The sequence below is a fragment of the Chelatococcus sp. CO-6 genome (genome assembly GCF_001271345.1).
Classification (GTDB): Bacteria; Pseudomonadota; Alphaproteobacteria; order Rhizobiales; family Beijerinckiaceae; genus Chelatococcus_A; species Chelatococcus_A caeni.
This window is the reverse complement of sequence record NZ_CP012399.1, coordinates 462,900-485,491: the sequence shown is the minus strand read 5'-3', so window position 1 is coordinate 485,491 and position 22,592 is coordinate 462,900. Positions and strand designations below refer to the sequence as shown.

The following is a 22,592-nucleotide window of genomic DNA, read 5'->3' as shown; positions in this document are numbered from 1 at the left end:
CCATGGAGGAAAACTTGCAACGCACAGCCACCCCCCAAGCGTCGGTGAAGACGGCCGCGCGAGCCGCCGGAAGCGGCGCCGCCGCGCCGCACGCGAGCCTGAGCGTCCTCGACGGCGTCGCCATCCTCATCGGCATCGTCGTCGGCATCGGCATCTTCCGCACGCCACAGATCGTCGCCGCCAATGTCGGCAGCGAATTCGCCTTCATCGCGGTCTGGATCGCCGGTGGCCTCGTGACGCTCGTCGGCGCCTTCCTCTATGCCGAGCTCGGCTCCGCCCATCCGCACACCGGGGGTGAGTATCATTACCTCGACCGCGCCATCGGACGGCCGCTCGCGCTGCTCTTCGCCTGGGCGCGGCTCACCGTCATCCAGACCGGAGCCATCGCGGCGGTCGCCTTCGTTTTCGGTGACTATGCCCAGGAGATCGTGCCGCTCGGCCCCGCGGGCCCGGCGATCTACGCTGCCGCGGCGATCCTCGTCTTCACCGGCGTCAATCTCGTCGGCTCGCGCCAGAGCCGCAGCCTGCAGATCTTCTTCAGCCTCCTCACCATCGGCTGCGTGGTGATGATCGCGGTCCTCGGCCTCGCCCTCGGCGGCGGCACCGCCGAGCCGGCGCCGGCAACCGGCGCGAGCTCCGCAGGCGCCGTCGGGCTCGCCATGGTGCTGATCCTCCTCACCTATGGCGGCTGGAACGAGGCGGCCTATCTCTCCGCCGAGATGAAGGACGTGCGCCGCAACATGCCGCGCGTGCTGGCGCTGAGCGTCTTCGCGATCATGGCGCTCTATCTCCTCGCCAACCTCGCCTTCCTGCACGTCCTCGGCCTCGAGGGCCTGCGCGGGAGCGACGTCGTCGCCGCCGAGACGCTGCGCCAGCTCTTCGGGCCGGGCGCCTCGCTCACCGTCGCCTTCATCGTCTGCCTCGCCGCGCTGAGCACGCTCAACGCCACCATCTTCATCGGCGCGCGGCTCTATTATTCCATCGGCCGCGACCTGCCCCTGCTCGGGCGCATCGGCACCTGGGAGGAGCGCTCCGACATGCCGAGCAACGCCATCCTCGCCCAGAGCGCCATCGCCCTCCTCCTCGTCGGCCTCGGGGCGGGCACCCGTGTCGGCTTCCAGGCCATCGTGGAATATACGGCGCCTGTGTTCTGGTTCTTCCTGCTGATGGTCGGCATTTCCTTCTTCGTGCTGCGCGAGCGCGAGGGCGGGCACCGGAATGCCTTCCGCGCCCCGCTCTACCCGCTGACGCCCGCCATCTTCTGCCTGACCTGCGCCTATCTGCTCTATTCGAGCCTCGTCTATACCGGCCTCGGCGCGCTGGTCGGCGTGGGCGTGCTGCTCGCCGGCCTGCCCTTCGTGCTGCTCGGCCGCCGTAGCGCACCGGCCAAAGTAACGGCCAAGCTCGCCACCCGCGAGGGGTGACGCGCCCGGCCCGTCGGGTCAGAGGTTCTGGCCGCCCGAGACCTCGATGCGCTGGGCGGTCATCCAGCCCGTGCCCGGCGCAAGCAGGGCCGCGACAGCGGCGCCGATGTCATCCGGCCGGCCCGCGCGGCCCATGGCGGTCGTCTCCGCGACCATGCGGTTGACGTCCGGCACGTCGCGTACGGCGCCGCCGCCGAAATCGGTCTCCGTCGCGCCCGGCGCGATGGTGTTGACGGCGATCCGGCGCGGACCGAGCTCTTTGGCGAGGTAGCGCGTCAGGACCTCGACCCCGCCCTTCATGGTGGCATAGGCCGCATAGCCCGGCAGGCTGAAGCGCGCGAGGCCGGTGGAGACGTTGAGGATGCGCCCGCCGTCGGCGATCATCGGCAGGAGCGTCTGGGTCAGGAAGAACACGCCCTTGAGGTGCACCGCCATGAGGCCGTCGAACTCCTCCTCGCTCGTCTCGGCGAAGCTCCTGTGCACGCCATGGCCGGCGTTGTTCATGAGGATGTCGAAGGTCGCGCTGCCCCAGTGCTGCCGCAGCGCGCCGGCCAGGGTCTCTGCGAAGGCGCGAAAGGTGCCCACGCGGCCGGTGTCGAGCGGCAGGGCGACGGCCTTGCCGCCCTCCGCCCGGATCGCCGCGACGACCTCCTCGGCCGCCGCCGCGTTGCTCTGGTAGGTCAGCACGATGCCGACCCCGTTCCTAGCAAGGTGAAGGGCCGCGCTGCGGCCGAGGCCACGGCTGCCGCCGGTGATGAGTGCGATCGTCATGTCGTCATCCCTTCCTGTCGGATGAGCTCCATATGACGCGCCGCGCCTCCCGGTGCCTGCCACATCCTCCGCGATACCTGCCCGATCCTCCGAATGGGCGGAAAAAGCGCATGTCCCGCGACGCAGGTGGTGTAGAAAGTTGGAATGACCCAGACCGCTCCAGCCTTGATCACGCGCTGCATCGCCCTTGCCGACGAACGCAAGGCCGGTAGCGCCCCCGTGCCGGCCGGCCTCGACGGCGTCAGCGTGGTGCGCGCCCATGCACCGGCAGAGATCGAGCCCAGGCTCTACCATCCCATGGTCTGCCTTGTCCTCCAGGGCGCCAAGGAAATCGTGCATCGCGATCATGCCGTCCGCTTTGCCGCGGGCGAGACGGCCATCGTCTCGCACGACCTCGTCACGCGGGCGCGGATCGTGTCGGCCACGGCGGCCGCGCCCTATGTCGCCCTCGCCTCAGAGATCGACCTCGACCTCCTGCGCGCGCTCCATGCGGAGATCGAGCCCGCCGCCATCGAGGACGCGCGCGCCGCCGCCGTCGCCGCTGGCACGGCGGACCGGACGGTCGTCGACGTGATGGCGCGGCTCCTCGATCTCGCCGACAAGCCGCTCGAGCAGCGGGTGCTGCTGCCGCTCGTCCGGCGCGAGCTGCATTTCCGCGTGCTCTTGTCCCGCCACGGGGGAATGCTGCGCCAGCTCGCCCGCGCGGACAGCCGTGCCAGCCGCATCGCCAGGGCCATCGCCCATATCCGGCGGCACTGGTCGAGCCCGATCCGCACCCAGGAGCTGGCCGCCATCGCCGGCATGAGCCCGTCGAGCTTCCACGAGCACTTCAAGGCGGTGACGGCGACCTCGCCCGTCCAGTACCAGAAGTCCCTGCGTCTGATCGAGGCGCGCCGCCGGCTCGTCGAGACCGGCGAGCCCGTCTCGGCCGTCGCCTTCGCCGTCGGCTATGAAAGCCCCACCCAGTTCAGCCGCGACTACCGCCGCGCCTACGGAACGGCGCCGCGCGCCGAGCGCGGCCCGCGGACGCACCGCAGCGGCCCCGCCATCGCTTCGCCAGCGCCTCGTTTCTGAAGCGATGGTTGCGGCGGCGCATGGACTTGCGCCACCGATGTGCTACTGCGGCTGCCGTCGAGCGACAGGGGCACGCATGCGTCTCAGGGACTGCCACAACTTCCACGACTTCCGCCGCATGGCGCGGCAACGCCTGCCGGGGCCGATCTTCAACTACATCGACGGCGCGGCCGACGACGAAGTCACCTATCGCCGCAATACGGAGGCCTTCGACCGCTGCGACCTCGTGCCCAATGTGCTGCGCGGCGTCGGTGACGTCGACATGTCGGTGAGCGTCATGGGGCAGAGGCTCGCGCTGCCGGTCTATTGCTCGCCGACGGCGCTGCAGCGCCTCTTCCACCATCAGGGCGAGCGCGCGGTGGCGGCGGCCGCCGCGCGGTTCGGCACGATGTTTGGCGTCTCCTCGCTCGGCACCGTCAGCCTGGAGGAGGCGCGCCGCATCAGCAGCGGCCCGCAGGTCTACCAGTTCTACTTCCACAAGGACCGCGGCCTGAACCGCGAGATGACGGCCCGCGCCAAGGAGGCGGGCGTCGAGGTGATGATGCTGACCGTGGACAGCATCACCGGCGGCAACCGCGAGCGCGACAAGCGCACGGGCTTCTCCATCCCCTTCCGGCTCAATCTCGCCGGCATCACCCAGTTCGCCGTCAAGCCCTCCTGGGCCCTCAACCATTTCCTCCACGAGCCCTTCCGGCTGCCGCAGCTCGAGAGCCACGTCGACATGGGCGGCGGCGTGATGTCGATCAGCCGCTACTTCACGGAGATGCTCGACCCCTCCATGTCGTGGGACGACGTCGCGGGGATGGTGCGCGAATGGGGCGGGCAGTTCTGCCTCAAGGGCGTCATGTCGGTCGAGGATGCGCGGCGCGCCGTCGAGATCGGCTGCACCGGGATCGTCCTCTCCAACCACGGCGGGCGCCAGCTCGACGGCTCGCGCACCGCCTTCGACCAGCTGGCCGAGATCGTCGATGCGGTCGGCGACCGGATCGACGTCATGATGGACGGCGGCGTGCAGCGCGGCACCCATGTGCTCAAGGCCCTCTCGCTGGGCGCCAAGGCGGTCGGGCTCGGCCGCTACTACCTCTTCCCGCTCGCCGCCGCCGGACAGGCCGGCGTCGAGCGCGCCCTCGAGCTGATGCGCAACGAGATCGAACGCGACATGAAGCTGATGGGCTGCGCCTCGGTCGGCGAACTCACCCGGCGGAACCTACGCTTCCGCTGAGGACTATCCGGCATGATGGCGCTCCTGCGCGTGTCCGTCATCACGACGACCTTCTGACGGAGGAGAAGCGGGGGGCCACGACGTAGATCCGGCTCCCGCGCAGGCCGATGGTGGCACTCAGACCCCAGCCGAAGGGCTTTTGAGAGTCCGTTGCCACCGGTGGCGCCTCCGGACCTCCTGTGAGAGGCTAGGGGCATCGACCGCCCGCCCTGCGATGGCGCATCCCGGGCGCAGAGCCGGCATCCATCATCCCGAGCTTCAGGGAGGACCGCTCCATGCACGACTATGACGCGATCATCATCGGCACGGGCCAGGCGGGCCCCGCCCTCGCCGCGCGGCTCTCCGAGGCCGGCATGAGGCTCGCCGTCATCGAGCGCAAGTTCTTCGGCGGCACCTGCGTCAACACCGGCTGCATCCCGACGAAGGCGCTGGTCGCCAGCGCCTATGCCGCGCACATGGCGCGCCGCGCGGCCGATTTCGGGGTGGCGATCCAGGGCGAGGTCGCCGTCGACATGGAGCGCGTGAAGGCGCGCAAGGATGCGATCTCGGGCAAGTCGCGCTCGGGCGTCGAGAGCTGGGTCAGGGGGCTGGCGAACTGCACCGTGCTCCAGGGCCACGCCCGCTTCACCGGCCCGGATACCGTCGTGGTCGGCGGCGAGACGCTGCGGGCAAAGCGCATCTTCATCAATGTCGGCGGGCGCGCCGCAGCGCCGCCGATCCCCGGCCTCGACAGCACGCCCTATCTCACCAACAGCAGTATGATGGACGTCAGTGAGCTGCCGGAGCATCTCGTCGTCATCGGCGGCAGCTACATCGGCCTCGAATTCGCGCAGATGTACCGGCGCTTCGGCAGCCGCGTGACGGTGGTCGAAATGGCGCCGCGGCTCATCGCGCGCGAGGACGAGGACATCTCGGCGGCGGTGGCCGAGATCCTGGAGAAGGAAGGCGTCGCGCTGCGCCTCGGCGCCGAATGCACCAGCGTCTCGGGGCGCGAGGGAAGCGTCACCATCAAGGTGGACTGCACGCGCGGCGCGCCGGAGATCGCCGCCAGCCACCTGCTCGTCGCCACCGGGCGGCGGCCGAACACCGACGATCTCGGCCTCGATGCGGCCGGGGTCGAGACGGACGAGCGCGGCTACATCACCGTCGACGACCAGCTGCGGACGAATGTCGAGGGCATCTGGGCGCTCGGCGACTGCAACGGCCGCGGCGCCTTCACCCACACCGCCTATAATGATTTCGAGATCGTCGCCGCCAACCTGCTCGACGACGACCCGCGCCGCGTCGACGACCGCATCCCCGCCTATTGCCTCTACACAGATCCCCCGCTCGGCCGCGTCGGCATGTCGGAGGCCGAGGCGCGCAAGGCCGGCAAGCGCTACCTCGTCGCCCAGCGGCCGATGGCCCGGGTCGGCCGGGCGGTGGAGAAGGGCGAGGCGCTCGGCTTCATGAAGATCATGGTCGACGCCGGGGACCGGCGCATCCTCGGCGCGGCCCTGCTCGGCGTCGGCTGCGACGAGGTGGTCCACACCATCCTCGACGTGATGTATGCCAAGGCGCCCTACGATGTCATGCAGCGCGCCATGCACATCCACCCGACCGTCTCGGAGCTGCTGCCGACGATGCTCGGCGACCTCAAGCCGGCCGACGCGGCCTGAGACCGGAGCGGTCAGGAGCCGTCGCCGAAATATTTCGCCCGCAGCCTGGCGATCTCCCCGCGCTCGTGGGCCGCGAGGATCTGGACCGTGACCGGGCGGCGGAGATTGCTGCCGTGTGGCGTGCCGAAGGCGTACTTGTCCGGCTCGAAGAGGCGCCCGACCACCCTCACCCCGGCTCCAGGACGGGAATGGGCGTGATATTCCAGGACCGGCGCATCCTCGACGATCGCCGCGATGCTGCCGTCGCCCAAGGCCGCGACGGCCTCCTCGATGCTGAGGAAGGAGCTGTGGCGCAGCCCCGCCCCGCGCACATATTCATGCGCGACGGTATCCCTGAGGACGCCCACCGTCCGGCCGGCGAGATCCTGGATGCCGTGGATCTGGTTGGTGAGCGCCAGCGTGGTCATGACGCTCGTCACCGACGAGGTGACGAAGGCAAGAACCGCGACGCCCGCCACCAGCCAGAGCCCCTGCCAGATGCGCCCGATCCAGCCAAAGAGGTTTTTTCGCGATGCGGGCCGGCCGGTGGTGGCAACCTGCATGACGGTATAGAAGCTCTCCGCGAAGCCGTCGCGCCAGCGCCGCGGGAAATCCTTGTCGAAATACCGGTCGAAAGCCGTCAGCAGCACCGCTGCGGCCAGGATGACGAGGGCGATCCAGGCGTAGGAGCGCAGATAGCCCGAATCGCTGAGGCCGCCGATGACGTCCCAGAAGCCGGCGCCGGCGCCCGCGCTGACCATGATCCGCAGCCCGCCGTCGAACCAGGGCTGGGTGAAATCGATCTGCTGCGCCCGGCGCTCGGTCACGGTCAGGTTGGAAACCGCGAGGTCGACCTCCCCCGCCTCGGTCGCCCGCACCAGATCGCCGAACGTCGCGTATTCGCGATAGGTGTACGGGCGCTCGAGGCGCGACGCCAGTTCCTCCCAGAGCTCGACCGCCATGCCGTTGAAACGTGCGCCGTCCTTCATGACGAAAGGCGGGCTGACATGGACGCCGACCGTAACGGGCTCGCCGCCACCCGGTCGGCCCGCACCCTGCTCCTGGGCGCTGGCGCCGTGGGCTGTGGCAAGGACATGAAAGCGAGCGCGGACAGGACCATCATTGTCGCGCGCAAGCAAGCAATTCTCATTGCCGCCACCTCCCGCACTGGCAGTCGAGCAGTTGCGCCGTGTTGATCCGGCCTGGCGGCCTCGATCAGCGCATGATCGGCGAGGAACTTCCGAGCGGAAGGGCACGCCAATGCGGCAGATGGACTGCCACTCTTCCGGCTTAACCTGCACTCTGACGGTGGGTCAACCGTGGGGGTGCCTGAATCCGTGGCGCACTAGCCTCAAAGGTCATTCCGGGAGCACCGCGGCAGCGGTGCACTCAAGTTCAGCGCGGACAGCCGCTATCTCGGCCCGCCCACGGGGCCGGGCCGAGATCTTCTGCGGGCGGCTTAAACGATGTCGGTGATAACCAACCCGGCGAGGCGCCTCACATACCGCCGAGGCAGACGTATTTCAGCTCGAGGAAGCCCTCGATGCCGTATTTGGAGCCCTCGCGCCCCATGCCCGACTGCTTGACGCCGCCGAAGGGCGCCATCTCGTTGGCGATGAGGCCGGTGTTGACGCCGACCATGCCGCTCTCCAGCGCCTCGGCCACACGCCAGACGCGCGCCATGTCCCTGGCATAGAAATAGGAGGCGAGGCCGAATTCGGTGTCGTTGGCCATGGAAATCACCTCCTCCTCGTCGCGGAAGGCGATGATGGGCGCGAGCGGCGCGAAGGTCTCCTCCTTGGCGACCTTCATCTCCTGGGTGATGCCGGTCATCACCGTCGGCTCGAAGAAGGTGCTGCCGAGGTCGGAACGCTTGCCGCCGAGAACGAGCCGGCCACCCTTGGCGAGGGCATCCGCCACATGCTCCTCCATCTTGGCGACGGCACGCTCGTCGATCAGCGGACCCATGGCGACGCCGTCCTCGGTGCCGCGGCCGAGCTTGAGCGCGCGGGCCTTGGCCACGAGCTTCTCGGTGAAGGCCGCGACCACATTCTCCTGCACGTAGATGCGGTTGGCGCATACGCAGGTCTGGCCGGCGTTGCGGTACTTGGAGATGATCGCGCCTTCGACGGCGGCGTCGAGATCCGCATCGTCGAAGACGATGAAGGGCGCATTGCCGCCGAGTTCCAGCGACAGGCGCTTGATGCCGTCGCCCGCTTCGCGCATCAGCCAGCGGCCGACGCCCGTCGAGCCGGTGAAGGTGATCTTGGCGACCTTCGGGTTGCGGCAGAATTCCTCGCCGATGGGTCGCGCCTCGCCGGTGATGACCGAGAAGGCCCCCTTCGGGACGCCCGCCCGTTCGGCGAGCACGGCAAGCGCGAAGGCGGACAAAGGCGTCTGCGCCGCCGGCTTCAGCACCATGGTGCAGCCGGCCGCCAGCGCCGGGCCAACCTTGCGGGTGATCATGCCATTGGGGAAGTTCCACGGCGTGATGGCCGCACAGACGCCGACGGGCTGCTTGAGCACGACGATGCGCTGGTCGGGACGCGCACCGGGAATGACGTCGCCGTCGATGCGTTTCGCCTCCTCGGCGAACCACTCGAGATAGGCGGCGTTGGAGACGATCTCGCCCCTGGCCTCGGCAAGCGGCTTGCCCTGCTCCGTCGTCAGGATCAGCGCGAGGTCGTCGACATTGGCGAGGATGAGCTCGTACCAGCGCCGCAGGACCTGGCTGCGCTCCTTCACCGGGCGCTTCGCCCATGCCTTCTGCGCCACCTGCGCCGCGTCGATGGCACGGCGGGCGATCTCGGGTCCGAGGTCCGGCACCTCCATGATGAGCGCGCCATCGACCGGATCGGTGACGGGAAACGTCCGGCCGTCCGGCGCGTCGATCCACTCGCCGGCGACATAGGCCTTGCCCGACAGCAGCGAGGGGTCCTTGAGGTCGAGCACGCGGCGGCCGGCTGTCTTGTCGTGTACGGTCATCAATGCACTCCCAGGAGGCGCAGGACGGCAGGGGCGCCCAGCGACACCCCCGACAGGAAGAGGAGGACGAAGACGATGCGCCGCATCACCTGCGGCGCGATCGGCGGCGGCCAGCGGCGCGCGGCGAAGGTCGCCGCCATCACGGCCGGGATGGCGAAGAGGCCGGTCAGCGTCGAAGGCCCGGGCAGGTTGCCGGAAAAGACGACGAGGCCGATGCGGAACACGGCGTTGAGCGCGAAGACGCCGACCAGCGTCTCGCGGATCGTCGCCAGCGCCAGCGGCTGGCGATAGAAATGGAAGACGAGCGGCGGCCCGGCCGTCGAGAACATGCCGCCCATCAGGCCCGCGACGCCGCCGAAGAAGAGGAAGGACGCGCCGCCGGACTTGCGCGCGAGCGGCGCTGGCCGCATGGCGAGCTGCAGGCTGGAGGCGATGATGACGGCGCCGAGCACGAGGCGCAGCACGTCGGCCCGGGTGTCGGCGAGCCATTCGAGCAGCCAGTAGCCGACGAAGAGAAGCGGCACGCTCGCGGCCATGACGAAGGCGAACTCGCGCCAGGCGACGTCCCGCCAGCCCTTCAGCAACATCTGCGTCGCGTTGACGAGCGTGAGCACGCTCACGATCATCGCCGCGTCGGGCAGGGACAGGAGGCCGGTGAGACCGACGCCGCCCATGGTGATGAGGCCGAAGGCGAAACCCGTCAGCGTCTGGGCATAGGCGGCGACGAACGCGAGCGCTAGGAAACCGATGAGCTCGCCTGGCGACATGCCTCAGAGGGTCCTCGGACCGGCGAAGAGCTTCGCGAAGGCCGAACCGGCACGGCGGACGACCGGCGCGACGATGAGGTCCGGCCCATGCAAACAGGCATCATGCGCGGCATCGGCGCGCGGATCGTCCTCGAAGTGGAGGAAGAGCGGGCGCTGCGCGGGCCGGCTGCGGACGGAGGCTTCGTTCACGAGGGACTTCAGGTGGAGCACGAGGCGGGCATGGATTCGCGTGATGCGCGCGGAATGTGCCAGCACTTCGCCGTCCTGATCAATCTATAGATTGTCGCGCGGGCGATTTCCCTCGCGGCCGGCATCACCGGGGGACGGAAGCGCCGGGGAAGGCGTGCACGGCGCCCCGCCGCTCAACGCGGCGCCTCGGAGACGCGCGCGCCGCGCGCCTCGTACCATCCCTGCGAGCGGTTCACGATCCAGACGACGGACAGCATCACCGGCACCTCGATGAGCACGCCGACGACGGTGGCGAGCGCCGCGCCGGAGTTGAAGCCGAACAGGCTGATGGCGGCGGCGACCGCGAGCTCGAAGAAATTGGACGCGCCGATGAGCGCCGAGGGTCCGGCGACGCAATGGGCCTCGCCGCTCATGCGGTTGAGGAGGTAGGCGAGGCCGGAGTTGAAATAGACCTGGATCAGGATCGGCACCGCAAGGAGCGCGATGACGAGCGGCTGTGCCAGGATCTGCTCGCCCTGGAAGGCGAAGAGCAGCACCAGCGTCGCGAGCAGCGCGACGAGCGAGAGCGGCTGCAGGACGCCGAGGAAGCGCGCCAGCGCCGCCTCGCCGCCCGTCTTGAGAAGCCGGGCGCGGATGACCTGCGCTGCGATGACCGGCACGACGATGTAGAGCGCCACCGACAGGATGAGCGTGTCCCACGGCACGGTGATCGCGGACAGGCCGAGCAGCAGGCCGACGATCGGTGCGAAGGCGACGATCATGATGGCGTCGTTGAGCGCCACCTGCGACAGGGTGAAGTGCGGCTCGCCCTTCGTCAGGTTCGACCACACGAAGACCATGGCCGTGCACGGCGCGGCTGCGAGCAGGATGAGGCCGGCGATATAGCTGTCGATCTGGTCGGCAGGCAGATAGGGCCGGAACAGGTAACCGATGAAAAGCCAGCCGAGCAGCGCCATCGAGAACGGCTTCACCGCCCAGTTGACGAAGAGCGTCACGGAGATGCCGCGCCAGTGCCTGCCAACCTCCCCGAGGGCGGCGAAGTCGATCTTCACCAGCATCGGCACGATCATGAGCCAGATGAGCACGGCGACCGGCAGGTTGACACGCGCCACCTCGAGCCCGGCGATGGCGTGGAACACGGCGGGCGCCAGCGAGCCGAGCGCGACGCCCGCGACGATGCACAGGAAGACCCACAGGGTCAGATAGCGTTCGAAGGTGGACATGGGAATTCCTCAGGCCGTCGCGACGCGGCGGCCGTGCTCGTCGACGACGCGCTCGCCGTCTTCCTTGACGAATTCGCCGCGCTGCGGCGGCAGGAGGTCGAGCACCTCCTCGGACGGGCGGCAGAGGCGCACGCCCTTCGGGCTCACCACGATCGGCCGGTTGATGAGAATGGGATGGGCGAGCATGGCGTCGAGGAGTTGATCGTCGCTCAGCGCCGGGTCGCCGAGGCCGAGCTCGGCATAAGGCGTGCCCTTCTCGCGCAGCAGGTCGCGCACCGGGATGCCCATGCGCGCGATCAGCCACTGCAGCATGGCGCGCGCCGGCGGCGTCTTCAGATATTCGATCACATGCGGCTCGACGCCGGCATTACGGATCATCGCCAGGGTGTTGCGCGACGTTCCGCAGGCGGGGTTGTGATAGATGACGACGTCCATGGTGCTCCTCATGCCGCGCTGGGGCGCGGCTTCGTCGCCCCTTCGAGCTGTCCGATCTCGGCGAGCCGGGAGCCGAGCGCGATATGCTCGAGGCTCCGCATCGGCAGCGCCGTGAAGACGGAGATGCGGTTCTTCATGTAGCGAAAGGCGGCGACGAAGGCGGCTTCCCGTTGGATGTCGGTCCCCTCGACGGCGGCGGGATCCTCGATGCCCCAATGGGCCGTCATCGGCTGGCCGGGCCAGAGCGGGCAGGCCTCGCCGGCCGCGCTGTCGCAGACGGTGAAGACGAAGTCCATCACGGGCGCGTCGGTCCGGGCAAACTCCTCCCAGTTCTTCGAGCGTAGCCCAGCGGTCGGATAGCCGTAGCTCTCGAGCACCTTGAGCGCCAGCGGATGGACGACGCCCTTGGGCCGGCTGCCGGCGGAGAAGGCGCGGAACCGCCCTGCCCCGTCCTTGGCGAGGATGCTCTCGGCCAGGATGGAGCGGGCGGAATTGCCGGTGCACAGAAAGAGCACGTTGTAGATCGGGTCAGCCATGATCAGGCCTCGTGGGTGGCTTGGGCGTTCGTTCGGGCTGGAGGGCAACAGGGCACGAGCTCGGCGACGAGCGGAGCGCAGATCTCGGGCCGCCCGCCGCAGCAATCCTTGAGCAGGAAGGCGGTCAGGGCGCGCACCGTGTCGAGCTCGGCCCGGTAGACGATGGAGCGGCTGCGCCGCTCGGCGCTGACGAGGCCGGCCCGCGCGAGGATGCCGAGATGGGAGGACATGGTGTTGTGCGGCACGGCGAGGCGCCGCGCGATCTCTCCGGCCGCGAGCCCCTCCGGCTCGCTCTCGACGAGCAAGCGGAACACTTCGAAACGGGTCGGCTGGGCAAAGGCCGCGAAGGCGAGAATGGCCTGTTCGTTTTCCATATGTCGAGACTAGCCGACATATGGACGGGATGCAACGGGTCCTGGCGCCGTTCCGGTCGTCGGACACGCGACCACCGCCGCCGACATGCGGCCGGGCCGGACATCCACAAGGGACCGGTGGAGCGTCACGAAACTGTTGCCGCTCCTTCATCGAAGCGTCATCCGCCTTCGCTACGCCGCTTCCCGGATACCCGAGCGCTGGTTGCTCAATTCACACCCTGTGTCATAACAGAAATAATCGAAACGCCGATCACTGCCCGATAACGTTTCATGACTGGTCAGGATGGGCAAACAGCGTTGCGGGACATGGCAGAAATCGTCGTCGACAATCTGACGAAGGTCTGGAGCGGCTCGCCGGCGGTCGACGGCATCAGCTTTACCTGCGCCTCGGGTGAATTCACGGTCCTGCTCGGCCCCTCCGGCTGCGGCAAGTCGACGACGCTGCGCCTCATCGCGGGGCTCGAGCAGCCGAGCGCGGGCGCCATCGCCATCGGCGGGCGCGACGTCACGCGCCGCTCGCCCGCCGAGCGCGGCATCGCCATGGTGTTCCAGTCCTACGCGCTGTTTCCGCATCTCTCGGTGGCCGAGAACATCCTGTTCGGATTGAAGGTGCGGCGCGTGCCGCGCGCCGAGCGCGACGAGCGGCTGAAGCGGGCGGCGCAGACGCTCGGCCTCACGCAGCTTCTCGACCGCAAGCCCGCCGCGCTCTCCGGCGGCCAGCGCCAGCGCGTCGCCCTCGGCCGCGCCATCGTCGCCGATGCCGCCGTCTGCCTGATGGACGAGCCGCTGTCGAACCTCGACGCCCAGCTGCGCCAGGAGATGCGCGCCGAGATCCGCGGCCTGCAGCGCCGGCTCGGCATGACGATGATCTATGTCACGCACGACCAGGTCGAGGCCATGACGATGTCCGACCGGGTGGTGCTGATGCGCGACGGGCGTATCGAGCAGCAGGGCACGCCCGCCGAGCTCTACGATTGTCCGGCGAGCGGCTTTGCCGCCCGCTTCCTCGGCACGCCGCCGATGAACCTGCTGCCCGCCGCGGCAGGCGCCGGGCTCGCGCCCGATGTCCCTGCCGCCGCCGAAGGCAGCATCGGCGTGCGGCCGGAGCGGCTGCGCGTCGATGCGCCCGGGCACGGGCTCACGGCCACCGTCGAGGCGATCGAATATCTCGGCGCGGACACGCTGCTGACCCTCGACGCCGCCGGGGCGAAGCTCATTGCCCGCACCGACGGCCACGCGCGCCACCGCATCGGCGAGGCCGTCGGCGTCAGCTGCGCGGCGGGCGATCTCCACTTCTTCGACGCGGGCAGCGGCCGGCGCGTCGAAGCGAACGGCAACGGCTGCAACGCACCCGAACGGGGAGAAGGGGCATGAAGTTTTTCACGCAGGTCCGCTGCGGGGCGGCCGCGCTTGCCGCGTCGCTCGCGCTCGCCGTGGCGCCGGCCTCGGCCGAGACCACGGTCAACATGTACTATCCGGTCGCCGTCGGCGGCCCCATCACCAAGATCATCGACAAGATGGTCGCCGATTTCTCGGCCGCGAATCCGGACATCAAGGTCAACCCGATCTATTCCGGCAGCTACCAGGACACGATCACCAAGGTCGTCACCGCGCTCAAGGGCGGCAACGCGCCGGAATTCGCCGTCATCCTCTCGACGGACATGTTCACGCTGATCGACGAGGACGCGATCGTCCCCTTCGAGGAGCTGGTGTCCGACGCCGACAAGGCCTGGCTCGACGGCTTCTACCCGGGCTTCATGCTCAACAGCCGCACCGGCGGCAAGACCTGGGGCATTCCTTTCCAGCGCTCCACCATCGTGCAGTACTGGAACAAGGATGCCTTCAAGGAGGCCGGGCTCGATCCGGAGGTGGCGCCGAAGACCTGGGACGAGATGGTCGCGGCCGCCGAGAAGCTGACCAAGCGCGACGCCTCCGGCAACGTGACCCGCTGGGGCGTGCAGATCCCGTCCTCGGGCTTCCCCTACTGGCTGTTCCAGGCCCTGACGACGCAGAACGACGTCATCCTCGCCAACGAGGCCGGCACGAAGGTGACCTATGACGACCCGCGCGTCGTCGAGGCGCTGCAGTTCTGGGTGGACCTTTCGAAGAAGCACAAGGTGCATCCGGAAGGCATCGTCGAGTGGGGCACCACCCCGAAGGACTTCTTCGAGGGCAAGGTCGCCATGATGTGGACGACCACCGGCAACCTGACCAACGTGCGCAGCAACGCGCCCTTCCCCTTCGGAGTCGGCATGCTGCCGGCCAAGGTGCGCGGCGGCTCGCCCACCGGCGGCGGCAACTTCTACATCTTCAAGAACGCCTCGCCCGAGCAGCGCAAGGCCGCCCTCGCCTTCATCAAGTGGGCGACGGCGCCGGAGCAGGCGGCCGCCTGGTCGATCGCCACCGGCTATGTCGCCGTCACGCCGGCTGCCTGGGAGACCGAGGCGATGAAGAAATATGCCGCCGAGTTCCCGGCCGCAGCGGTGGCCCGCGACCAGCTCGACGTCGCGGTGGCGGAATTGTCGACCCACGACAACCAGCGCGTCACCAAGGCCCTCAACGACGGTCTGCAGGCGGCGCTGACCGGCGCCAAGGAGCCGGCCCAGGCCATGAAGGACGCCCAGGCCGAGGCTGACCGCGTGCTGCGCCCCTTCCAGTGATCTGACCCTCGCCCGCGCGGGTTCCTCACCCGCGCGGGCCCTTTCCCCGGACCCTGCCGTGAGCCGCCTCCGCGCCTCGATCCATGCCTCGCTGTTGCTTTTGCCCGCCGTCGTGCTGCTGGCGGCCTTCACGCACGTGCCGGCGGTGCGCACCTTCATCGGCGCGCTCTACACCACGCCGCGCGGCAACCGGCCGGAGGTCTTCATCGGCCTCGGCAACTATCGCCATCTCCTCGACGATCCCGTCTTCTGGCAGGCGATGGCGAACAACGTCTGGTACGCCGCCCTCACCATTCCGCTTTCGGTCATCCTCGCGCTCGTCATGGCACTCGCCGTCGACGCACGCCTGCCCGGCCGGGCGGCGCTCAGGATGGCCTATTTCACGCCCACCGTGCTGCCGATGATCGCGGTCGCGAATATCTGGCTCTTCTTCTACACGCCCGGCTACGGCCTGCTCGACCAGGTCCTCGGCCTCTTCGGCGTGGCGCAGACGAACTGGCTCGGCTCGCGCGACACCGCCCTCAATGCCGTCATCGCCGTTGCGGTCTGGAAGGAGGCGGGCTTCTTCATGATCTTCTATCTCGCCGCCCTGCAGACGATCCCGCACGACCTGCGCGAGGCTGCGGCGATCGAGGGGGCGAGCCGCTTCACCTTCTTCCGGCGCGTGACCCTGCCGCTCCTGATGCCGACGACCCTGTTCGTGCTGGTCAATGCGGTCATCGGCGCCTTCCGCCTCGTCGACCACATCGTGGTCATGACGCGCGGCGGGCCGGACAATGCCACGGCCCTGCTGCTCTACTACATCTACGAGATCGGCTTCCGCTTCTGGGATTCGGCCTATGCGGCAACGCTGACGACCGTGCTTCTCGCCATCCTCGCCGTGCTGGCGGCCGTGCAGTTCCTCTTCCTCGAGCGACGGATCCACTATCGATGAGCTTCGCCGACCGGTCCGCCGGCGCGATCGAGACGGTCGGCGCCTGGCTTCTCGGCCTCATATGGATCCTGCCGCTCGCCTATGCGGTGTGGACCGCCTTCCATCCCTCGGCCTACGCCACGCGCTTCGACCTCCTGGCGCCGCTGACGCTCGCGAACTTCGTCGCCGCCTGGGAGGCCGCGCCCTTCGGCCGCTATCTGCTCAACACGACGGCGATCGTCACCATGATCCTCGCCGGACAGTTCCTCGTCTGCACGCTCGCGGCCTATGCCTTCGCGCGCTACAGCTTTCCCGGCAAGTCGCTGCTGTTCGCGCTGGTGCTGATGCAACTCATGGTCATGCCGGACATCCTCATCGTCGAGAACTACCGCACGATGTTCGGCCTCGGGCTCGTCGACACCATCGGCGCGGTGGCGCTGCCCTACATGGCCTCGGCCTTCGGCATCTTCCTCCTGCGCCAGACCTTCATGACCGTGCCGAAGGAACTGGAGGAAGCGGCGATCGTCGAGGGCTGCTCCACTCTCGGCGTGCTCTGGCGTGTCTACGTGCCGCTCGCGCGGCCGGTCTTCGTCGCCTATGGCCTCGTCTCGGTGAGCCACCACTGGAACAACTTCCTGTGGCCGCTCATCGTCACCAATTCGGTCGAGACACGTCCGCTGACAGTGGGGCTCGCGGTGTTCTCCTCCACCGACCAGGGCATCGACTGGTCGATCATCTCGGCCGCCACGCTGATGACGGCGGCTCCGCTCCTCGTCGCCTTCCTCATCTTCCAGCGCGCCTTCGTGCAGTCCTTCCTGCGCGCCGGCATCCGCTGAATGCTCAGCCGACGCCCTTCAGACGATAGATCCTGATCGCGTTGGCGCTGAAGAGCCTTTCCTGCTCCGCGCGGGCAAGGTCGGCCACCGCGGCGCGAAAACCGTCGATGACGGTGTCGAAATCGCCGACGAGGCCGTCGACCGGGAAGTTCGAGGCGAACATGGCCCGCTCGGTGCCGAAGATCTCGATCGCGTCGCGGATGATGGCGCGGTTCTCTTCGAGCCGCCATGGGCGCCCCTTGAGGCCGAGGCCGGAGATCTTGATGGCCGCGTGGGGCAGGCGCGCGAAGTGCCGCAGCGCCGCACGCCAACCTGCCAGTCCCTCGGGCGAGCGGTCGGCGGGCAGGCCCGTGTGGTTGAGGATGATAGGCACGTCGGGGTGACGTTCGGCGAGCGCCGCGGCCTCCCCGAGATGCCACCAGGGCGTCTGCAGGTCGAAGCTCAGGCCATATCGCGCAAGCAGAGCGTAGCCGCGCCCGAAGGCGGGATCGCCCATGGATCCGGCCTCGCCCATCCGCGCCGCATCCGGGCTTTCGGCGCTGCGCGGCTTGTGGCGCACGCCGCGCACGAAGGGGAAGGCCGCCTGGGCGGCGAGCACCTCCTCCACGTCGTCCGCATCGAGCCACGCCTGCGCCACATGCGCCGCCGGCGCGCCGTGGCGCTCGCGCAGGCGGGCGAGCCAGGCCGTCTCGCCGACCGGGTCACGCCGGTCCCACTCACCCTCCATGGTGACCGAGGCAATGACGTTCTGGCGCGCCGCCACGACCTGGTAATCCGCGGCGAGGAAGGGCCGGCGGATGGCGCCGTAATCACCGTAGCGGAAGGGGATCATCGGCTCCTCGACGAGCCAGGGATGCGGGTTCGCCGAGGGGTCCCAGAAATGGTGATGGGCATCGACGAAGGGCAGCCGCTCCATCGCCCTCATGCCTCCCTGGGGCCGGCCGCGACGCCCGCTCCACGCGCCGGCCGCACCAGCCGGAACAGCGTGACGGCCCAGACGAGGAGCGTGACGACGCCGAGGCCCGCCGCCACCGGCCGCATGAAGAAGGCGAGGAGATCGCCGTCGGACTTGATGAGCGTCGTCGTGAAGTTGAACTCGAGCATGCCGCCGAGCACGAGGCCGAGGATGGCGGGGGCGACGGGAATGCCGTTCTCCTCCATGAGCCAGCCGATGACGCCGAAGGCCAGCATCACCCACACGTCGAAGAGGCTGTTGTTGAGGCTGAAGGCACCGACGATGCAGGCCATCAGCACGAGCGGCGGCAGGATGGTGGGTGGCACGCGCACGACATGCCGCGCGACGCGGATGAAGGCGAGCCCCAGCGGCAGCATCAGGAGGTTGGCGAGAAAGAAGCTGATCAGCACGCCGTAGATCATCTCGGGCTGCTTGATGAAGATCGCCGGCCCCGGCTCCATGCCCTTGAGGATGAGGACGCCGATGACGATGGCGGTGATGCTGTCGCCGGGGATGCCGAAGACGAGCGTCGGCACCCAGGCGCCGGAGAGCGAGGAATTGTTGGCCGCCCCGGCCTCGGCGAGGCCCTCGAGGCTGCCCTTGCCGAAGTCCTGCGGCCGACGGGCGAAGCGGCGCGAGATGGCATAGGCGATCCAGGCGGCGATGTCGGCGCCCGCCCCCGGCAGGGCGCCGACGAGGGTGCCGACGACGCTGCCGCGCGCGATGTTGCGCCCATGCTCACGCGCCCTCTGCCACAGCCCCGCCGTGACGCGGCCGAAGGTGCCGATGCCCTCGCGAACCGCCGGGGCGCCGTGCAGGGCGCCACGCATGATTTCCGAGATGGCGAAGAGCCCGATGAGCGCCGGGATGAGGTTGATGCCGCCCATCAGGTCGATGGAGCCGAAGGTGAAGCGCGGCACGCCCGAGGCGGGGTCGAGCCCCACGGTGGAGACGGCAAGGCCGAAGAGGAGGGAGAAGAGGCCCTTGAGCGGCTTGCCCGTGCCGATGAAGGCGGCGCAGGAGAGCCCGAGCAGGGCGAGCCAGAAATATTCCGCCGTCGAGAAGCCGAGCGCGATGCGGGCGAGAAGCGGCGCGCAGACGATGAGGAAGATGGAGCCGACGAGTCCGCCGGCCGTCGAGGCGACGAGCCCGAGCCCGAGCCCGACCTCCGGCTTGCCGCGCCGCGTCAGGGCATAGGCCTCGTCGACATAGGCCGCCGAGGCCGGCGTGCCGGGAATGCGCAGAAGGGCGCCGGGGATGTCGCCGGCGAAGATCGCGGTGGCCGTCATCGCCACCATGGCCGCGATTGCCGGCACCGGATCCATGAAGAAGGTGATGGGCACGAGCAGCGCCGTGCCCATCACGGCCGTGAGGCCCGGAATGGAGCCGATGAGCATGCCGAGCAGGCTCGCCCCGACGATGACGAGGAGTGTCGCGGGATCGAGGACGATCGCGAAGGCCCCGGCGATGGCGGTCATGGTGCTCGCCTCTCAGAACGGCCAGAGGGCGGACAGCCACGGCGTCGGCGGCAGCGGCACGCGCAGCAGGTGGCTGAAGACGAGGAACAGGGTGAGGCTGCCGGCAACGGCTGCTCCCGCGGCGAGCCGCAGCGAGGCGCCGAAGACGAGCGCAAGGCCACCGATGACCGCCGCCGCCGCGGGCACGAAGCCGGTCCGCGCCGCAAACAGGCCGTAGAGGATGGCGGCGAGGAAGACCGACAGGCAGCGCACGAGCCCTGCGAGGGTCGGCGGCTGCCCTGCTTCACCCTGCTGATCGGCGCCTGCACCCCGCCAGCCCTCGGCGGCGATGCCGAGGCCCGCGAGTGCCCCGCCGCAGCCGAGGATCATCGGCACGAAGCCGGCGGAGAACTCGGTTCCCGGCGCGGTCGGCAGGCCGCTCGCCTCGACGGCGAAGGCGGTGCTGAGCCCCGCGATGACGAGACCGAGGGCGATGTCGGAGCGCGCCATGCGTCTCGAGCTCCCTCTCGGCATGCGGCGAACAACCCTGGATGACCTGCTGCTGCGGCCGCTCACCGACCGCAGCCTTCAGGACATTGCGTCCACGACCTTGCTTGGCCAGCTTACTTGGCCAGCTTACTTGGCCAAGCCGAGATCCTTGAGCAGAATCGCAGCGGTTCCCGCGAAGGCGTTCGCGAATTCGGCGAACTGCTCCGGACCGTCCCACACGGGCGTGATGCCGCGCTCCTTGAGGTTCGTCTGCACGCTCGGGGCGGCATGGCCCTTCTTGCCGGTCTCGACGATCTTCGCCTTCACCTCGGCCGGCAGGCCGGGCGGTGCGCAGAGCGAGAACCAGTTCGACAGCGTCCAGTCGACGCCGATCGCCTCCTTGACCGTCGGCACGTCCGGGAAGGCGGCGAGGCGCTCCTTCGCCATGACGGCGACGACCTTCACCTCGCCCGATTCGGCGAGCGACTTGGCCTCGACGGGCGAGCCCGTGAAGAGGTCGATGCCGCCGGCCATGACATCCTGCAGGGCCGGCGCGCCGCCCTGGCTCGGCACGAACTTGACGGTGCTCGCCGGCAGGTTCTCCATCCTGGCGAGACCGGCGATCGCGAGGTGCCACGGCCCGCCGAGGCCGGAGCCGGAGCTCGTCAGCGTGCCGGCCGGCTCCGACTTCATCGCCTCGACGACGGACTTCAGGTCCTGGAAGCGGCCGCCGGTCTTGACGGTGACGCCGGCCGGGATCTCGGCGATGCGCGAGATGAGGTCGAAGGATTCCGGCGTCAGCGGCGCGAGGTTCATCGTCTTGAAATAGCTGATCTCGGAGGTGCAGGCGCCGAGCGTGTAGCCGTCCGGCGCCGCGGTCGCGATGGCGGTGTGGCCGATGACGCCATTGCCGCCGGTGCGGTTGACGATGTTGACGGGCACGCCGAGCGCTTCCTCGAAACCCACGGCGAAGAGACGCACGATGGTATCCGTGCCGCCGCCGGCACCCCACGGCACGATGATCGTCACCGGCCTGTCGGGATATTCGGCCTTCGCGGCATCACCGGCCGCGCCGGCGACGAGAAAGCCCCCGCCGAGCAGGGACATGGCAAACAACCGCGAGAACCCGCTCGTCATCCACCCGTTCTTCATCACTTCCTCCCTTATTCCTTCTTCGTCGTCTCGACCGCCCGCTCAGGCCGACGCCTTCTGCGCCGCCGAGGCGTCAATGCGTTTCGCGGCGATATTTGCGGCGAGGCTGAATGCGGCGCGTGTAGCGCCGATATTGGCGATGCCCTTTGCGGCGATGTCGTAGGCGGTGCCGTGGGCGGGGGTGAGGATGGGGACGGGGAAGCCGGCGAGCATGGTGACGCCGCGGTCGAAGCCCATGAGCTTCATGGCGATCTGGCCCTGGTCGTGGTACATGGTCAGCACCGCGTCGAAGGCGCCGGCTTTGGCGCGCAGGAAGACGGTGTCGGAGGGAAACGGCCCGTCGGCGGCGATGCCGCGGGCCTTGGCCTCGGCGATGGCCGGCGCGATCACCTCGATCTCCTCGCGGCCGAAGTTGCCGCCGTCGCCGGCATGCGGGTTGAGCCCCGCCACCGCGATGCGCGGGCGGGCAAAGCCCGCCTGGCGCATGGCGCCGTCGGCGAGGGCGAGGGCGTCGCGCACGGCTTCGCGGGTGATCAGTCCGGCGACGTCCTTGAGCGGCACGTGCGAGGTGACGCGGGCGTTCCACAGGCCCTCGAGGATGTTGAACTCGCTCGCCGGGCCCTCGGCCCCGACCTCCTCGGTGAGGAAGGTGATCTCGTCCTCGTAGGAGGGATGGGCGAGGCGCATGGCCGCCTTGTTGAAGGGGGTGAAGGCGACCGCCTGGGCATGGCCGGCCATGGCGTATTTGAGGGCGGCGCGGAAATTGGCGACGGCGAAGGCGCCGCCTGCGCGGCTGACCTCGCCCGGGCGGATGGTGGCCGGGTCGAGATGGCCGAGGTCGACGAAGATGGGCCGGGTCTCGCCGGCCGCGGCCTCGGCCGGATCGGTGACGACGGCGATCTTAAGGGACACGCCGGCGATCGCCGCGCCGGCGGCGAGGACGCGCCGGTCGCCGAAGACGACGAGGCGGGCGGCGGCGCGCAGGTCGTCGAGGTGGAGGGCCCTGGCCATGAGCTCCGGGCTGATGCCGGCGGGATCGCCCATGGCGAGAGCGACCGTTGGGGCAATCGTTGGGGCGAGGGTCGGCTGGGGAGGGGAATTGAGCGGCCTTTGCGCCACGACGCGGACCTCCTGGAGATGGGTTGAGGGGAGGCTAGAGGGGCGCGGTCCTGTCGTCAAGTATGCTGTATACAGAATGCCATCATACGGCGTTCAATTGACCGCCGCCCCCGCCGCAGGCATCATGAGCCTTGACGCGCAAGGGATTCGCCAAGGGATTCGCCAAGGGATTCGACAAGGAATTGCCAAGGAACTGCCAAGGGATCCGCCGGGAGATCCCGGCGGGTTCGCCAGGGGGTAGCAGAGGGATAGCAAAGGAGTTCGCGCAAGGATCGGGCGCCGGGCCTTCGCCCGCTGGCCGGTGGTCCAGGACGATCCCGAGCCGATCCCCAAGGTGATCCCAAGGCAGTCCGAGGCGCTCCGATCCCGAGCCG

At 69.1% G+C, this 22,592-nt stretch carries 22 protein-coding genes; 8 read left to right on the top strand and 14 right to left on the bottom strand.

Features of this window, described 5'->3' with window-relative positions; translation table 11 throughout:
• Positions 1–2 precede the first annotated feature (2 nt).
• Entirely contained in the window at positions 3–1,424 is a 1,422-nt protein-coding gene (locus AL346_RS22775) for an amino acid permease (RefSeq protein WP_156332926.1), read from the top strand.
• Positions 1,425–1,442: 18 nt separating this feature from the next.
• On the opposite strand, the gene AL346_RS22770 is transcribed toward AL346_RS22775, so the two are convergent.
• Positions 1,443–2,195, bottom strand: coding sequence for an SDR family NAD(P)-dependent oxidoreductase (locus AL346_RS22770; RefSeq protein WP_019404733.1), 753 nt, complete (start codon positions 2,193–2,195; stop codon positions 1,443–1,445).
• Between the two features lie 144 nt (positions 2,196–2,339).
• Here AL346_RS22770 and AL346_RS22765 point away from each other — a divergent pair, with 144 nt between their 5' ends.
• The 3 genes from AL346_RS22765 (at position 2,340) to AL346_RS22755 (ending at position 6,149) form a co-directional block, all read left to right on the top strand.
• On the top strand, positions 2,340–3,269 hold the full coding sequence (locus AL346_RS22765) for an AraC family transcriptional regulator (protein ID WP_019404732.1): 930 nt from the start codon (positions 2,340–2,342) through the stop codon (positions 3,267–3,269).
• Between the two features lie 76 nt (positions 3,270–3,345).
• The gene (locus tag AL346_RS22760) at positions 3,346–4,491 is read left to right on the top strand and encodes an alpha-hydroxy acid oxidase (protein ID WP_019404731.1); all 1,146 of its coding nucleotides are present in this window, start codon (positions 3,346–3,348) and stop codon (positions 4,489–4,491) included.
• Between the two features lie 275 nt (positions 4,492–4,766).
• Positions 4,767–6,149 (top strand): FAD-containing oxidoreductase, encoded by a 1,383-nt coding sequence (locus AL346_RS22755; protein WP_019404730.1) that lies wholly within the window; start codon positions 4,767–4,769, stop codon positions 6,147–6,149.
• Positions 6,150–6,160: 11 nt separating this feature from the next.
• Here AL346_RS22755 and AL346_RS22750 read toward each other — a convergent pair whose 3' ends face one another.
• The 8 genes from AL346_RS22750 to AL346_RS22710 form a co-directional block, all read right to left on the bottom strand.
• Positions 6,161–7,117, bottom strand: a complete 957-nt coding sequence (locus AL346_RS22750; protein WP_019404729.1) for a transporter substrate-binding domain-containing protein — start codon at positions 7,115–7,117, stop codon at positions 6,161–6,163.
• 508 nt (positions 7,118–7,625) lie between these two features.
• On the bottom strand, positions 7,626–9,113 hold the full coding sequence (locus AL346_RS22740) for an NAD-dependent succinate-semialdehyde dehydrogenase (RefSeq protein ID WP_019404727.1): 1,488 nt from the start codon (positions 9,111–9,113) through the stop codon (positions 7,626–7,628).
• Positions 9,113–9,880, bottom strand: coding sequence for a sulfite exporter TauE/SafE family protein (locus tag AL346_RS22735; protein ID WP_019404726.1), 768 nt, complete (start codon positions 9,878–9,880; stop codon positions 9,113–9,115). The genes AL346_RS22740 and AL346_RS22735 overlap by 1 nt, the downstream gene beginning before the upstream one ends.
• Positions 9,881–9,883: 3 nt before the next feature.
• Positions 9,884–10,069: a hypothetical protein gene (locus AL346_RS25760; RefSeq protein WP_371179669.1), complete on the bottom strand. Its 186-nt coding sequence runs from the start codon at positions 10,067–10,069 to the stop codon at positions 9,884–9,886.
• A gap of 173 nt (positions 10,070–10,242) precedes the next feature.
• The gene (gene arsB, locus AL346_RS22725) at positions 10,243–11,292 is read right to left on the bottom strand and encodes an ACR3 family arsenite efflux transporter (protein WP_019404724.1); all 1,050 of its coding nucleotides are present in this window, start codon (positions 11,290–11,292) and stop codon (positions 10,243–10,245) included.
• A 9-nt stretch (positions 11,293–11,301) separates the two neighbouring features.
• Positions 11,302–11,727, bottom strand: a complete 426-nt coding sequence (gene arsC / locus AL346_RS22720) for an arsenate reductase (glutaredoxin) (protein WP_019404723.1) — start codon at positions 11,725–11,727, stop codon at positions 11,302–11,304.
• 8 nt (positions 11,728–11,735) lie between these two features.
• Positions 11,736–12,263, bottom strand: coding sequence for an arsenate reductase ArsC (locus tag AL346_RS22715; RefSeq protein ID WP_019404722.1), 528 nt, complete (start codon positions 12,261–12,263; stop codon positions 11,736–11,738).
• Positions 12,264–12,265: 2 nt separating this feature from the next.
• Positions 12,266–12,637: a helix-turn-helix transcriptional regulator gene (locus AL346_RS22710; protein ID WP_019404721.1), complete on the bottom strand. Its 372-nt coding sequence runs from the start codon at positions 12,635–12,637 to the stop codon at positions 12,266–12,268.
• A 306-nt stretch (positions 12,638–12,943) separates the two neighbouring features.
• On the opposite strand from AL346_RS22710, the gene AL346_RS22705 reads away from it, so the two are divergent.
• Genes AL346_RS22705 through AL346_RS22690 form a run of 4 tightly spaced genes read left to right on the top strand, consistent with a single transcriptional unit; the run spans position 12,944 to position 17,046 of the window.
• Complete coding sequence (locus AL346_RS22705) at positions 12,944–14,011, top strand: ABC transporter ATP-binding protein (protein ID WP_019404720.1); 1,068 nt, start codon at positions 12,944–12,946, stop codon at positions 14,009–14,011.
• Positions 14,008–15,297, top strand: coding sequence for an ABC transporter substrate-binding protein (locus tag AL346_RS22700; RefSeq protein ID WP_019404719.1), 1,290 nt, complete (start codon positions 14,008–14,010; stop codon positions 15,295–15,297). Before AL346_RS22705 ends, AL346_RS22700 begins: the two co-directional genes overlap by 4 nt.
• A 58-nt stretch (positions 15,298–15,355) precedes the next feature.
• Positions 15,356–16,231: a carbohydrate ABC transporter permease gene (locus AL346_RS22695; protein WP_053194165.1), complete on the top strand. Its 876-nt coding sequence runs from the start codon at positions 15,356–15,358 to the stop codon at positions 16,229–16,231.
• Entirely contained in the window at positions 16,228–17,046 is an 819-nt protein-coding gene (locus tag AL346_RS22690; protein ID WP_019404717.1) for a carbohydrate ABC transporter permease, read from the top strand. The genes AL346_RS22695 and AL346_RS22690 overlap by 4 nt, the downstream gene beginning before the upstream one ends.
• A gap of 4 nt (positions 17,047–17,050) precedes the next feature.
• On the opposite strand, the gene AL346_RS22685 is transcribed toward AL346_RS22690, so the two are convergent.
• From AL346_RS22685 to AL346_RS22665, 5 genes are all read right to left on the bottom strand, one after another.
• A complete protein-coding gene (locus AL346_RS22685; protein ID WP_019404716.1) occupies positions 17,051–17,962 on the bottom strand; it encodes an amidohydrolase in 912 nt (303 codons plus the stop codon).
• Between the two features lie 5 nt (positions 17,963–17,967).
• Complete coding sequence (locus tag AL346_RS22680) at positions 17,968–19,479, bottom strand: tripartite tricarboxylate transporter permease (protein ID WP_019404715.1); 1,512 nt, start codon at positions 19,477–19,479, stop codon at positions 17,968–17,970.
• A 12-nt stretch (positions 19,480–19,491) separates the two neighbouring features.
• On the bottom strand, positions 19,492–19,968 hold the full coding sequence (locus AL346_RS22675) for a tripartite tricarboxylate transporter TctB family protein (RefSeq protein WP_019404714.1): 477 nt from the start codon (positions 19,966–19,968) through the stop codon (positions 19,492–19,494).
• 126 nt (positions 19,969–20,094) lie between these two features.
• On the bottom strand, positions 20,095–21,099 hold the full coding sequence (locus AL346_RS22670) for a tripartite tricarboxylate transporter substrate binding protein (RefSeq protein ID WP_019404713.1): 1,005 nt from the start codon (positions 21,097–21,099) through the stop codon (positions 20,095–20,097).
• Positions 21,100–21,141: 42 nt separating this feature from the next.
• Positions 21,142–22,143: a 4-hydroxythreonine-4-phosphate dehydrogenase PdxA gene (locus AL346_RS22665; RefSeq protein ID WP_053194163.1), complete on the bottom strand. Its 1,002-nt coding sequence runs from the start codon at positions 22,141–22,143 to the stop codon at positions 21,142–21,144.
• Positions 22,144–22,592 lie beyond the last annotated feature (449 nt).